Source organism: Luteimonas sp. 9C (assembly GCF_902506295.1).
In the GTDB taxonomy this organism is placed as follows: Bacteria; Pseudomonadota; Gammaproteobacteria; order Xanthomonadales; family Xanthomonadaceae; genus Luteimonas.
On the sequence record NZ_LR733312.1, the window covers coordinates 478,627 to 493,134 of the forward strand.

Below are 14,508 nucleotides of genomic sequence, written 5' to 3' on the forward strand. Positions count from 1 at the left end.
CCACCGTGAGTCTGAAGCTTGACCCGGGCAGGGTCAGCACCATCTCGCGCGCAGGCGTTGACGGCCGCGATCTGCTGATCGTGCTCGACGACGGCACGCAGATCCTCGTCTCTAATTACTACGCCTATGACGAGGACGGCACGCTGAGCGAACTGGTGATCGAGGACGAAGGTGGCGGTCAGTGGTGGCTGCGGACCGATCCCGAAACCGGTGGCTACCTGCTCGTCGGAGAGGAGACGATTCCTGTCGCGTCGGCGCTGAATGCGTCGGATGCTGCCGCTGTCGCAACGACGCAAGATACCGGCGTCTCGGGCCTCGCGCTCGGCATCGGCCTGGGCGCTCTTGCATTGGGCGCCGCCGCGGCGGGCGGCGGCGGTGGCGGTGGCGGTGGCGGCGGTTCCGGTGGCGTACCGACCCCGCCGACCCCGACTCCCCGNCCACAGGCGATACGGTGAGCGGCACGGCGGAGATCGGCGCGACGGTCAACGTGTTCGACGCGGGCGGCGCGATCATCGGCACCGGGGTGGCAGGCACCGACGGCCGCTACACGATCACGCTCGATCCGGCGCTCACCGCAGGCGAGCAACTGACGGTGACCGCAACCGACGCCGCCGGCAACGAGTCGGCGCCGATCTCCCTGACCGCACCGGACCTGACGGACAACGAGGCTCCCGACGCACCGACGGCGGTGATCAACGCCACAGGCGATACGGTGAGCGGCACGGCGGAGATCGGCGCGACGGTCAACGTGTTCGACGCGGGCGGCGCGATCATCGGCACCGGGGTGGCAGGCACCGACGGCCGCTACACGATCACGCTCGATCCGGCGCTCACCGCAGGCGAGCAACTGACGGTGACCGCAACCGACGCCGCCGGCAACGAGTCGGCGCCGATCTCCCTGACCGCACCGGACCTGACGGACAACATCGCACCCGAGCCTCCGATCGCGGCCGTGACGCCGGGCGGCGACGCGGTGGTCGGCACCGCCGAGGCCGGTGCCACCGTCAATGTTTTTGATGCCGATGGCAACCTCGTTGGCACCGGGGTGGCTGGCACCAATGGGCGCTTCACAGTTCCTCTTGCGCCGCCGCTTGTCGCCGGTGAGGTACTGATGGTCACTGCCACGGATGCGGCAGGGAACGAGTCCGGCCCGACGTCGGTCACCGCGCCCGATTTCGGGAATGAAGACGTCCCCGCCTCTCCAATCGCTGCTGTCAGCGCGAATGGCGATGCTGTAAGTGGCTCTGCCGAAGCAGGCGCGACGGTGACGGTTTACGACGCTGACGGCAACGTGCTGGGCAGCGTCGAGGCTGACTCCAACGGGGATTACGCTATTCCGTTGGATCCGCCGCTGATTGCGGGCGAGCAATTGTCCGTGACGGCGTCCAACGCCGTGGGCGAGTCATTTCCGACCACCATCTTTGCGCCGGACCTTGCCGACGTCGAAGCACCGGCTGCACCGACTGCGGTAATCAACGGCACGGGCGATACCGTGACTGGCCAGGCCGAGATCGGTGCAACGGTCGAAGTGCGCGATCCGGACGGAAACCTCTTGGGCTCTGGCGTCGCCGGCACCGGCGGCTTCTACACGATCACGCTCGATCCGCCGCTCACCGCGGGCGAGCAGCTTTCGGTGACGGCAGTCGATGCCGCTGGCAATGTCTCGGATCCGACGCTGTTGACCGCCCCGGATCTGACGGACGTTGAAGCACCTGCTGCACCGACCGCCGCGATCAACGATACGGGCGATATCGTCAGCGGCCACGCCGAGATCGGTGCGACCGTTGAAGTGCGGGACCTCAACGGGACGCTGCTGGGCTCTGGCGTCGCCGGCACCGGCGGCTTCTACACGATCACGCTCGATCCGCCACTCACCGCGGGCGAGCAGCTTTCGGTGACGGCAGTCGATGCCGCAGGCAATGTCTCGGATCCGACGCTGTTGACCGCCCCGGATCTCACGGACGTGGAAGCACCTGCTGCACCGACCGCCGCGATCAACGATACGGGCGACACCGTCAGCGGCCAGGCCGAGATCGGTGCGACCGTTGAAGTGCGGGACATCGACGGGACGCTGCTGGGCTCCGGCGTCGCCGGCACCGGTGGCTTCTATACGATCACGCTCGATCCGCCGCTCACTGCGGGCGAGCAGCTTTCGGTGACGGCGGTCGACGCCGCAGGCAATGTCTCGGATCCGACGCTGTTGACCGCTCCGGATCTGACTGACGTTGAAGCACCTGCTGCACCGACTGCCGCGATCAACGATACGGGCGATACCGTCAGCGGCCAGGCCGAGATCGGCTCGACGGTCGAAGTGCGTGATCTGGACGGCAACCTGCTGGGCTCCGGCATCGCCGGCACCGGCGGCTTCTACACGATCACGCTCGATCCGCCGCTCACCGCAGGCGAGCAACTTTCGGTAACGGCGGTCGATGCCGCGGGCAATGTTTCGGATCCGACGCTGCTGACAGCCCCTGACCTGGACGTTGAAGCGCCTGATGCGCCCACCGCGATGATCAACGCGGCAGGCGACACGGTCAGTGGCCAGGCCGAGGAGAATTCGACTGTCACGGTACGTGATGCCGATGGCACAGTGCTCGGTACCGCCGTCGCCGGTCCAGACGGCGGCTACGCCATCGTCCTCGATCCGCCGCTGACCGGAGGCGAGCGGCTGTCCGTCACCGCGACCGATCCTGCGGGGAACGTGTCGGATCCGACCCTGATCAATGCGCCGAACGTTTCCGACAACATCATCGCGTACGACGACATCGCATCGGCCAACCTCGATATCGTGCCCGCGACCCAGAACGTCGCGCTCGGGTCGGCGGCATACCTGTTGCTGGTGTCGCTCAGCGGACTGAACCTGCAGGCAACCGTGCTCGGTACAGAAAGTGTGTCGTTCTCTGTGGGACAGGGACGCGAACTGGACGCGGTCTTCGACTACAGCGCCCTGCTCACGGCGGGCGTACTGGGCAATTACCAAGTGGTTGTCCAGCGCTGGGACGGCACACAGTGGACGGGTGTCGACGGAAACGACCAGGCTACCCTGCTAGAACTCAACCTGCTGACGGGCAATGCACAGGCGGAAGCCCCTGACCTCGGCCCTGGTGAATACCGAGCGTTCATGACCTTCAATGGCGTAGGGGTTGGACTGCTGGGCGCCTTGTCGGTGGGTGGCATCGAGTCTGATTTCACCATCATTGCCGACGTGGTTGGTGATGCCATCAGCGGTAACGTCGTCACTGACGGCGGCGGGGATGTCGTCACGTCCACGACAGTCGTGCAGAGTGTCAATGGCCAGGTCGTCGACGGAACGGTGGAAATCGTCGGCCAGTACGGCGTGCTGCAAATCGATGCGAGTGGCGCCTATACCTACGTACCGAACGAGGCGGTCGCGAACATCGGGCAGGTCGATCAGTTCGTATACACGTTGTTCGATCCGGTAACCGGCAACACGTCATCGGCCACTCTGTTCGTCCGCATCGACAGTAGCGATGTGGATCTGACCTGGGACGACGCGAATCCGGGTGCGCCGGCGACGTTCGATTTTGGGGCGATCGGCGACGCGGGTGCAGCCGGCGTGGAATTTGCGAATGTCACCGGCGATCTCTATGACGACAGCGCCAATCTGGCGTTGACGCTGATCAATCCGAGCCGGACCTACGTCAGCCAGACCTTCAGCGTGTCCGACAGCATGGAGGTGTCTGGTACGGCGAGCATCAATCTGCTGGTGGCCCTGGCATCGAATGGATCACTGGTGCTCCAGCAGCAGACGACGACAGGTGCCTGGGTCAATGTGGGCGATGTCGTGACGTACAACCTGCTGCTCGGTGTGGTCGGGACGGCAGCAGAAATAGATCTCGCGGCGCTCGACCTCGGCGCCGGCACCTACCGGTTCCGCGCCACAGTGGGCGGCGTCGTGGGCCTCAACGCGAACGTCAGTATCGATGTCAACGCCACCTATCTCGACCAGTTCGAAGTGGCCGGCGTCGATGCCGCAACCGGAAACGTGTTGGCCAACGACATGCCAGGGTCGGGCTTCACCCAGCTGCAGGTGTTCGACAATGCGGCAGGCGGCTATGTCGATGTGCCGGCGGGCACAACGGTCTCGATCCAGGGGCAGTACGGCGCGCTGAACGTGGATGCAGGCGGAAGTTATGTCTATACCCCTGACGGGAACAGCAGCTTCTTCGGTGCACCCGTCTCGGAATCCTTCGAGTACCGGCTGCTGCATCCTACGGGGCAGGTCGCGCAAGGTGAGCTCGTGGTCACCGTAGAGCCGGGCGGCGCAGGCGTGAATTCCGTTGTCGAAAGCTTCGATCTCGAGACGATGGCGATCGAAGATGCGCAGGTCGATTCGGATGCCGGGAACGATGCGGTGTCGGGAGAGTTCGATGCATCCGCCCTGTTCGGCGCGATGGCGTACGAAGCGCCGATTCTCGTACGAGGCGAGGGTGGGGAGGTGATTGCGTTGGATGTGCCGCAGGTCGGCGGTCTCCATCATGCGCCGATGTGGGAGGCCGAGTATGGCGTTCCGCTTCGACAGGAGGACGAGACCGACACGCTTCTGGCGCAACAGACGACCAGCGCACTTTGAAGCCGCGCTGGATGTTCGACGTCCTGTCCGATATGGGAAACGTGTGCCGGCTTGGTTTAACGGGCCGGCACGCCCATCGGGGCGGGCGGTGCGACAGGTGCCTGCCGATGCGGAGCATCGTTTGACTCAGGCGGCTCTCGGTGTGCGCGGCGCCCTGGTGTGGACGCTGATGGCGGCGGCGCCCGTTCTGGCGAGCGCCGCCCCGGCAGTCGCGCAGGCAGGCAACCCTGTCGAATCCAAACCCGTTGCTCTGCGGGCGCCCGTCGCAATGCTCGCAGCACGACCGCCTGGCTGGCAGCCGGATGCGGAGGCGCACATGGGCGCCGGCGTGCCACTGGACTGGCGGGAAACGGTGCAGTTGGCGGTCGAGCGCTTTCCCGCAATTGCGGGCGCGCGGTCGGCGATCGACCAGCAGACCAGCCTGGAGGCCGCGGCGCGCGCCGGCTATCTCCCGCGCGTGCAGGCCGAGATCACCAGCGGGCAGCAGGGCGAGTTCGGAACCGGGCAGGTCGCGACCGTGGGGGTGTCGCAGATGCTGTACGACTTTGGCAAAACCCGCAGCGCAGTCGCGCGCGAGCGCGCGGCTGGCGAGCGCGAGCGGGCCGAATTGCTGATCGCGATCGACAGCGTGATCGAACAGACCGGTCAGGCGCTGATCGAGATCCATCGCCATGAAGGTCTGCTCGATAGGTTCGCGGACCAGACCGAAGCGTTGGGGCGGGTCGAGGAAATCACCCGTCTGCGCGCCGAAGCCGGCGCCGCTACGCGCAGCGATCCCTTGCAGGCGCGCGCGCGGATCGAGGCCGTCGAGGCCAAGCAGTCCACCGCGCGTGCGCAGATCGACCAATGGCGCATTCGATTGCAGACTTACATCGGAGCGGACGCAATGCGACCGGTCTCGGCAGGCCCGGGTGCATTGCTTGAGCAGGGGTCAACGACGATCGATGTCGATGTCGATGCCTTGCCCGCGATCCATGTCGCGCGTGCGCAGCGCGCCGAGGCGGAAGCACTATTGCGCCTGGCACGTGCCCAGCGCTATCCCACCATCAGCCTTGAAGCGAACGCCAACCATCGGTTGGGCGCGGCCGGAGAACGCTACGAGGGCATCTACGGACGACGGACCTACAACAACGCCCTGATCGCCGTCCGCAGCGATCTCTACCAGGGCGGCGCGACCGGAGCCCGGGCGCGGGCGAGCGCAAGTGCGTTGGAGCTCGCCGACGAGCAGCTGCGCACCGAGCGTTTACAGGCCCTCGATGCGCTGCGCACCCATCAGGCGCGCATCGAAGGCCTGGCGGAACGCATCGAAGTGCTTGAGCGACGTGTGACGAGCATCGTCGAGACACGCGAGCTCTATTGGGACCAGTACCTGGCGCTTGGCACCCGTAATGTGCTGGACCTGCTCAACGCCGAGCAGGAGATCGGTCAATCCACCGAAGATCTTCACAACGCCCGCCACGATCTGTGGCTCGCCCAGCTGGATTATTTGTTGGCCAGCGGTGCTGCACGCGCGGCGTTCGGTCTGCAGTCGGCTGCGGAGCGCGATTGGACAGGGGCCTCAGGAGCAACCTTTTGACTACGCCGCCGCGTGAACCTTTCGATCATCTGCCATGGCTGGACGCGCTGATCGCCGTCTCGCGCCACTACCGGCTCGACGGTTCCGAAGAGCGTGTGCGGGTGGAGGCGGAGTGGCGCGCCGACGCCGACAGTCTCGACGATGTGATCGAGCACATGGCGCGTCAGCTTGGGCTGGTGGCCGTCATCGACCGCCTGGTTCCGGTCATGCTCGACCCTTGGCGGCTGCCGATGATCGTCGACCTCGGCGATGGCCAGGTGGGGGTGCTGGAGCAGATCGACAGCGACGGCGAGGTCAGTGTGCGCCTGAGCGGCGAGCATGGACTGGTCACACGACTCACCAAGGCAGACCTCCTGCAACGCACGCGGCGCGTGCTGCTGGCGAAGCCCCAGTCGGCCGTGCCCGACGCGCGCGTGGACGAGTACATCAAACCGTGGCAGTCGGACTGGCTGTTCAAAGAGGCCTTGAAGGAGTGGCCACGCTATCTGGACGTGATGCTCGCCTCGATGGTCGCCAACGTGCTCACGCTGGCGGGAATGCTGTTCACGATGCAGGTCTACGATCGGGTCGTGCCTGCCCAATCGGCGCCGACTCTGTGGGTGCTGTTCGGCGGTCTGCTGATCGCGTTGACGTTCGCATTCCTGATGCGCGTATTGCGGACTCACATCACCGATCTCGTGGGTCGACGCGCGGACCTGCGAATTTCCGATCGCGTGTTCGGGCATGCGCTGCGCATCCGCAATGACGCCCGTCCGCGGTCCACCGGCAGTTTCGTTGCGCAATTGCGCGAGCTGGAACAGATTCGCGAGCTGACGACATCGACGACGATCGGCGCGCTTGCGGATCTGCCGTTCTTCGTATTGTTCCTCGGCGTGATCTGGCTGATCGGCGGGCATCTGGTGCTGGTCCCGCTGGCCGCGCTGCCGGTGCTGCTGATTCCTGGCTTGCTGGCACAGCGGCCCTTGGCAAGGCTGTCTCGGTCCGGCATGCGGGAGTCGTCGATCCGTAGCGCGATGCTGGTCGAGACTGTCCAGAACATGGACGACATCAAGTTGTTGCGGGCCGAGCCGCGGTTCCAGAACCAGTGGAACCACCTCAACGAGACCACGGCCGGCATCGGCATGCGGACCCGGCGCCTGACCGGTGCGTTGAACGCCTGGACGCAGGAAGTCCAGCAGCTGGTCTATGCCTGCGTGGTCCTCGTCGGCGCGTTTGCGGTCATGGCGGGCGAACTGTCGGTGGGCGTGCTGGTGGCGTGCTCGATGCTCGCCTCGCGCATGATCGCGCCGCTGGGTCAGATGACCGGCGTCATGGTGCGCTGGCAGCAGGCGAAGGTGGCGCGCGAGGGTCTGGACGAACTGATGAAGCGCCCCGTCGACCAGCCCGAACGCAGCTTGCGCGTGCATCGGCCGGTGCTGCGCGGCCGCTATGTCCTCAACGAGGTCCGGTTCGCCTACGCAGAGGCGGGCAGGCCAGCGCTCGAGATCAAGCGGTTGGAGATCGCCGCCGGAGAGAAAGTCGCGTTGCTGGGTCGAAACGGCGCGGGAAAGTCGACGCTGCTGCAGCTGTTGGCCGGGATGCAGTTCCCGCAGTCGGGGCAGGTGCTGCTCGACGAGGTCAAGAGTTCGGTGCTCGATCCGATGGACGTGCGTCGCGACGTCGCGCTCCTCAATCAGCACGCGGCGCTCTTCTACGGCACCTTGCGCGATAACCTGACGATGGGCATGCCGCACGCCACCGACGATGATCTGCTGAAGGCCCTTGCGCGCAGTGGCGCGGCGGATGTGGTGCGTTCGTTGCCGGAGGGTCTGGATTACATGGTGCAGGAGGGCGGGCACGGGCTGTCGGGCGGGCAACGCCAGACCCTGCTGCTGGCCCGCACCCTGATGCGCGGGCCCAATGTCCTGTTGCTCGACGAGCCTACCGCCTGGCTCGACGAGGCCAGCGAGCGCCGCTTTATTGACAGCATGGCGGGCTGGCTCGCGCCGAGAACATTGGTGGTCGCGACGCATCGCCCGGCTGTCCTGCAGTGGGTTGATCGGGTTGTGGTGCTCGAGAACGGGCGCGTGGTGCGCGATGGGCCCAAGGACGACGTGCTGGTGCGACCTGTGGCCACCCGTGTGCCGCGCGGTGCTTTGGCTGCGGGCGGGACGCGGTCATGACCGGTGAACTGCGCGGAAGTACGGGGTTGGCGCGCGCGCGCGCGCCGTTTGCGTCCAAAGTGGTGTGGGCCACCGTCGCCTGCCTGCTCGTCCTGCTCGCCTGGGCCGCCGCGTTCGAACTCGACGAGGTCACCACGGGTACCGGGCGGGTGGTACCCACCTCCCGGGAGCAGGTGGTGCAATCGCTCGAAGGCGGCATCCTGGCGCGCCTGCACGTGCGGGAGGGCGACGTGGTGGAGCCTGGGCAGGTCCTTGCCCATCTCGATCCCACGCTCGCCGAGGCAACGGTCGAGGAAAGCGCATCGCGCATGCGGGCCACGCTCGCCAAAGCGGCGCGACTGCAGGCGGAGGTCGGTGGCGGCGCTCTGGAATTCCCTGCTGAAGTCCGCGAGGACCCTCGCCTGGTCCAGGCCGAGACCGCGCTCTACCAATCGCGACGCGACAGTCTCCAGGAAACCACGGCCGGGCTCGGGCGCGCCTTGGCGCTCATCCAACAGGAGATCAGCCTGACCGCGCCGCTTGTAGCGCGGGGCGCGGCCAGCAACGTCGAACTCCTGCGCCTGCGGCGACAGGCCAATGAGCTGCAGAACAAGCTGACCGACCTGCGAACCCAGTATCTGGTGACGGCGCGCGAGGAACTGGCCACGGCCAACGCGCAGGTTCTCGAATACCAGTCGGTGACCCGCGGTCGCAGCGATGCACTCAGGCGCTCGACGATCGTGTCGCCGGTCAAGGGCATCGTGAAGAATGTCGAGGTCACGACGGTGGGGGGTGTGATCCCCCCCAACGGAAAACTGATGGAAATCGTGCCGCTCGACGACAAGCTGCTGATCGAGACCCGGGTGTCGCCCCGCGACGTCGCATTCCTGCATCCGGGACAGCGCGCCGTAGTGAAGATCACCGCATACGACTACCACATCTATGGCGGCCTCGAAGGCGAGGTGGCGATGATCTCTCCCGACACCATCCAGGACGAGGTGAAGCCTGAGGTGTACTACTACCGGGTGTTCGTCCGGACCGAGCGCGATCACCTGCTCAATGCCGCGGGGCGCCAGTTCCGCATTTTTCCCGGGATGGTGGCCACGGCCGACATCCATACCGGCAGCAAGACCATCATGAGTTACCTCATGAAGCCTTTGAACCGGGCGGGAGAAGCGCTCCGAGAGCGCTGAGTGGGCCGGGATGTACCGAACGATCTGCAGATTCCGACCTCGCCGGGATCACCGGTCGGCCTCCGGAGACAGGGCGCTCATGGACAGGGCGCCGCCGCGCTCGGCGCCCCGACGCGGAATTCTGCGCTACCATCCGATTCCGTCCTTCTGCATACAGGTGGCCCGCGGCAACGCCGGCCGAGCGTGCGACATGCGCACTACCACCGCCCAGCGCTGACCGCCCCGAGGCCTCCTGCACAAGGCGCCCTCCGGCGCTTTTTTTGTGGCCGCCACGCGGCCCGCGGACCGACACCGGCCCGCTCCCGACACTTCCAGATCCCGGTTCCCATGATCACGATCACGCTCCCCGACGGCAGCCGCCGCGAATTCGAACAGCCCGTTTCCGTCCTCGAGGTCGCCCAGTCGATCGGCCCGGGCCTGGCCAAGGCCACCGTTGCCGGCAAGGTCGATGGCCGCCAGGTCGACGCGTCCGACGTCATCGATCACGACGCGACGCTGCAGATCCTGACCCCGAAGGATGCCGAGGGCGTCGAGATCATCCGCCACTCCTGCGCGCATCTCGTCGGCCACGCGGTCAAGCAGCTCTACCCGGACGCGAAGATGGTCATCGGCCCGGTGATCGACGACGGCTTCTACTACGACATCTACAGCGAGCGCCCGTTCACGCCCGAAGACATGGCGGCGATCGAGAAGCGCATGGTCGAGCTGATCGACACCGAGTACGACGTCATCAAGAAGATGACGCCGCGCGCCGAGGTTATCGAAACGTTCAAGGCCCGCGGCGAGGATTACAAGCTGCGCCTGATCGACGACATGTCCGCCGACATCACGCAGATGGGGCTCTACCACCATCAGGAATACGTCGACATGTGCCGCGGCCCGCACGTGCCAAACACGCGTTTCCTCAAGGCGTTCAAGCTCACGCGCATCTCCGGCGCGTACTGGCGCGGCGATTCCAAGAACGAACAGCTGCAGCGCATCTACGGCACCGCGTGGGCGGATTCCAAGCAGCTCAAGGCCTACATCCAGCGCATCGAAGAAGCCGAGAAGCGCGACCATCGCCGCATCGGCAAGCAGCAGGAACTGTTCCATTTGCAGGAAGAGGCGCCGGGCCTGGTGTTCTGGCATCCGAAGGGCTGGGCGCTGTGGCAGGTCGTCGAGCAGCACATGCGCAGCGTCTACCGCGACAGCGGCTACGGCGAAGTGCGTTGCCCGCAGATCCTCGACGTGTCGCTGTGGCAGAAGTCCGGCCACTGGGACAACTACAAGGACAACATGTTCTTCACCGAGTCGGAGAAGCGCACGTACGCGGTGAAGCCGATGAACTGCCCGGGCCACGTGCAGATCTTCAACCAGGGCCTGCACAGCTACCGCGACCTGCCGATCCGCTACGGAGAGTTCGGCAGCTGCCATCGCAACGAGCCCTCGGGCGCGTTGCACGGCATCCTGCGCGTCCGCGGTTTCACCCAGGACGACGGCCACGTGTTCTGCACCGAGGCGCAGATCGAATCGGAAGTCACCGCGTTCCACCAGCAGGCGCTGGCGGTCTACACGCACTTCGGTTTCGACGAGATCCAGATCAAGATCGCGCTGCGCCCGGAATCCCGGCTCGGCGATGACGCCACCTGGGACAAGGCCGAGGCCGCGCTGCGCAATGCGCTGTCGGCCTGCGGCGTGGCGTGGGAAGAGCTGCCGGGCGAGGGCGCGTTCTATGGCCCGAAGATCGAATATCACCTCAAGGACGCGATCGGTCGCACCTGGCAGCTGGGCACGATGCAGGTCGATTTCATGATGCCGGGTCGCCTGGGCGCGGAGTACGTCGACGAACACAGCCAGAAGCAGGTGCCGGTAATGCTGCATCGCGCGATCGTCGGCTCGATGGAGCGGTTCATCGGCATCCTGATCGAACACCACGCAGGCGCCTTCCCGGCCTGGCTGGCGCCGGTGCAGGCGGTGGTGATGAATATCACCGACGCCCAGGCCGATTTCGTCGAGCAGGTTCGGAAATCCCTTGCAAATCAAGGGGTCCGCATCGAGGCCGATTTGCGGAACGAAAAGATCGGCTATAAGATTCGCGAGCACACGCTGCAGCGGGTGCCGTATCTGGTCGTGGTCGGGGATCGCGAGAAGGAAACCGGTACCATCGCTGTTCGGACGCGTTCCGGGGAAGATTTGGGCTCGATGCCGATCGACGACTTCGTTGCCCGCCTTCGCGCGGCGCCCGTTCCAGCATGAGTCCTTCACCGGCGCCGGTCCACCATGGACGCGCCGGTCGCCCCGTTGGTTGACGAACCGGCGGCATGTTCCACTTTGGAGATCGCAGTATTAGCACCCCTGACAACAAGCAGAATCGGCGCAACCAGGACATCCGCGTTCCGCGGGTGCGCGTGATTGGTTCCGACGGAGAGATGATCGGCGTCCTGTCGCGCGACGATGCGCTGAAGGCTGCCGAGGAGGAGGGGCTCGACCTCGTCGAGATCCAGCCGAACGCGGATCCGCCGGTCTGCAAGATCATGGACTTCGGCAAGTTCAAGTTCGACCTGCAGAAAAAGGCGAACGAGGCCAAGAAGAAGACCAAGCAGCAGGAAATCAAGGAACTCAAGTTCCGGCCGGTCACCGACGAGGGCGACTACCAGATCAAGCTGCGCAAGATGCGCGGGTTCCTCGAGGATGGCGACAAGATCAAGGTCAACATCCGCTTCCGTGGTCGCGAGATGAGCCACCAGGAGCTGGGCCGCGAGATGGCGTCGCGCATCGAAGCGGACTTGGGCGAAGACATCGTCATCGAATCGCGTCCGCGCCTGGAAGGCCGGCAGATGGTGATGATGATCGCGCCGAAGAAGAAGTAATCCGCGCTGTCGCGCGGAGTCCCTCGGCCGTTTCCGTGGAAGCGGGCTGAAGGTGGTGGAGGCGGCGAAAGGCGCCTCTTGCCGTTCCAGGCCGAGGCGGTCCGGATCAGGCGCACGGTCGCCCGATCGCGCTTCGTGCGCGATCGCAGCCGGATCGCCTGCGGCACGGGTCGTCCGCCAACCCGATGATTTGCAAGCCGAATCCGGGCACGGCATAATGCGCGGCTCCCCGGTCCGCCGGGGTGGCAGATTCATCCAGGACCCGCCTGGATTCCCTCGTGGGATCAAAGGCTTAAAACCGGCATGGGCAGGACGGAAAGTGTGGCGCCAGCCACCGCCCAGTCAGTACTCGTATCCCACAAGGACTCTCTCAATGCCCAAGATCAAGACGCACCGGGGTGCCGCCAAGCGGTTCCGGAAGACGGCGTCCGGCAAGTTCAAGGCCGGCCACGCAAACCGTAGCCACATCCTCACGAAGAAGACGACCAAGCGGAAGCGCGGTCTTCGTCAGACGAACATCATTCCGGCGTGCGACAGCGGTCGCGTCGCCCGCATGCTGCCGTATCTCTGAGGAGGACTGAACCATGGCTCGAGTCAAGCGGGGCGTCCAGGCACGCCGTCGTCACAAGAAGGTTCTCGGTCGCGCGAAGGGGTATTACAACGCCCGTCGCAAGGTCTTCCGCGTCGCCAAGCAGGCCGTCATCAAGGCTGGCCAGTACGCGTACATCGGTCGCAAGCTCAAGAAGCGCGATTTCCGTTCGCTGTGGATCACGCGTATCAACGCGGCCGCACGTCTGAACGGCATCAGCTACAGCCGCTTCATGAACGGTCTGCTCAAGGCCGGCATCACCCTGGATCGCAAGATCCTGGCCGACCTCGCGGTCAACGATGCCACCGGCTTTGCCGCGCTCGCCGAGAAGGCGAAGGGCGCGCTGGCGGCCTGAGGCCGTCGTCTCCACCGTAAAGCGGTACTGCCGCCGGATCCGTCCGGCGGTCACGTGGGGAAGGGCGCAAGTCCTTCCCCATTGTTGTTTGTGGCGCCGGATGTTCCGCGCGTGACATTCCCCATCAGCGACGGGCCAGCAGTGCGATGAGCGAAATCGACTCCCTTTCGAACCAGGCGCTTGCCGATATCGAGTCAGTTGCCACGCCGGAGGCGCTCGAAGCGCTGCGCGTCGCACTGCTCGGCAAGAGCGGCAGCATCACGTCGCAGCTCAAGGCGCTCGGCGCGTTGCCGGGCGACCAGCGCAAAGCGGCGGGCGAGGCGATCAACCGCGCGCGCGACGTGATCGGCACCGCGCTGTCGACGCGCAAGATCGCGCTCGACGACATCGCACTGGATGCCAGGCTCGCTTCGCAGACCATCGACGTGACCCTGCCGGGCCGCGACGGTACGCGCGGCGGCGTGCACCCGATCAGCCGCACACTCGAGCGCATCGCCGACATCTTCGGCCGCCTGGGCTACGAGCTCGCCGACGGTCCCGAGATCGAGGACGACTGGCACAACTTCGAGGCGTTGAATTTCCCGCCGCACCATCCCGCGCGCGCGATGCACGACACGTTCTATTTCGGCGACGGTCGCCTGCTGCGCACGCATACCTCGGGCGTGCAGGTGCGTTACATGGGCGAACACGCGCCGCCGCTGCGCATGATCGCAGCCGGCAAGGTCTACCGCTCCGACAGTGACCAGACGCATTCGCCGATGTTCCACCAGGTCGAAGGCCTGCTGGTCGACGAACACGCGACATTCGCGGATCTCAAGGGCACGTTGAGCGAGTTCGTCCGCGCGTTCTTCGAACGCGATTTCGAAATGCGTTTCCGCCCCAGCTATTTCCCGTTCGTCGAACCCGGCGCCGAGGTCGACATCGCCTGGCAGCAGGCGGACGGCAGCACGCGCTGGCTCGAAGTGCTGGGCTGCGGCATGGTCCATCCGAACGTGCTGAAGGCCGTCGGCATCGATCCCGAGCGCTACACCGGCTTCGCCTTCGGACTCGGCGTCGAGCGCTTCGCGATGCTGCGCTACGGCGTCGACGACCTGCGCGCGTTCTTCGACAACGATGTGCGCTTCCTGCGCCAGTTCGCGTAAGACCAGGCGCGTCGCGCCCGTTCCCTCTCCGCGTCATCCGTCGCGAACAGGTCCCGCAGTGCGGGACGA

9 protein-coding genes are annotated in these 14,508 nt (G+C 65.7%); all 9 read left to right on the top strand.

Annotation, left to right across the window (positions count from 1 at the left end; translation table 11 throughout):
• The first annotated feature begins 451 nt into the window (after positions 1–451).
• The 9 genes from CURTO8I2_RS02060 to pheS all read left to right on the top strand — a co-directional run bounded on the left by CURTO8I2_RS02060 (position 452) and on the right by pheS (position 14,439).
• Positions 452–4,594, top strand: coding sequence for a BapA/Bap/LapF family large adhesin (locus CURTO8I2_RS02060; protein ID WP_201295461.1), 4,143 nt, complete (start codon positions 452–454; stop codon positions 4,592–4,594).
• Positions 4,595–4,691: 97 nt separating this feature from the next.
• Entirely contained in the window at positions 4,692–6,170 is a 1,479-nt protein-coding gene (locus CURTO8I2_RS02065) for a TolC family protein (RefSeq protein WP_159678253.1), read from the top strand.
• On the top strand, positions 6,167–8,332 hold the full coding sequence (locus tag CURTO8I2_RS02070) for a type I secretion system permease/ATPase (protein ID WP_159678255.1): 2,166 nt from the start codon (positions 6,167–6,169) through the stop codon (positions 8,330–8,332). Before CURTO8I2_RS02065 ends, CURTO8I2_RS02070 begins: the two co-directional genes overlap by 4 nt.
• Positions 8,329–9,504 (top strand): HlyD family type I secretion periplasmic adaptor subunit, encoded by a 1,176-nt coding sequence (locus tag CURTO8I2_RS02075; protein ID WP_159678257.1) that lies wholly within the window; start codon positions 8,329–8,331, stop codon positions 9,502–9,504. Before CURTO8I2_RS02070 ends, CURTO8I2_RS02075 begins: the two co-directional genes overlap by 4 nt.
• 327 nt (positions 9,505–9,831) lie before the next feature.
• On the top strand, positions 9,832–11,739 hold the full coding sequence (gene thrS, locus CURTO8I2_RS02080; RefSeq protein WP_159678258.1) for a threonine--tRNA ligase: 1,908 nt from the start codon (positions 9,832–9,834) through the stop codon (positions 11,737–11,739).
• Between the two features lie 65 nt (positions 11,740–11,804).
• Positions 11,805–12,353: a translation initiation factor IF-3 gene (infC, locus tag CURTO8I2_RS02085; protein ID WP_159678260.1), complete on the top strand. Its 549-nt coding sequence runs from the start codon at positions 11,805–11,807 to the stop codon at positions 12,351–12,353.
• Between the two features lie 373 nt (positions 12,354–12,726).
• The gene (gene rpmI / locus CURTO8I2_RS02090; RefSeq protein WP_159678262.1) at positions 12,727–12,924 is read left to right on the top strand and encodes a 50S ribosomal protein L35; all 198 of its coding nucleotides are present in this window, start codon (positions 12,727–12,729) and stop codon (positions 12,922–12,924) included.
• Between the two features lie 13 nt (positions 12,925–12,937).
• Positions 12,938–13,297: a 50S ribosomal protein L20 gene (gene rplT, locus CURTO8I2_RS02095; protein WP_159678264.1), complete on the top strand. Its 360-nt coding sequence runs from the start codon at positions 12,938–12,940 to the stop codon at positions 13,295–13,297.
• A gap of 146 nt (positions 13,298–13,443) precedes the next feature.
• Complete coding sequence (pheS, locus tag CURTO8I2_RS02100) at positions 13,444–14,439, top strand: phenylalanine--tRNA ligase subunit alpha (protein WP_159678266.1); 996 nt, start codon at positions 13,444–13,446, stop codon at positions 14,437–14,439.
• Positions 14,440–14,508: the final 69 nt, after the last annotated feature.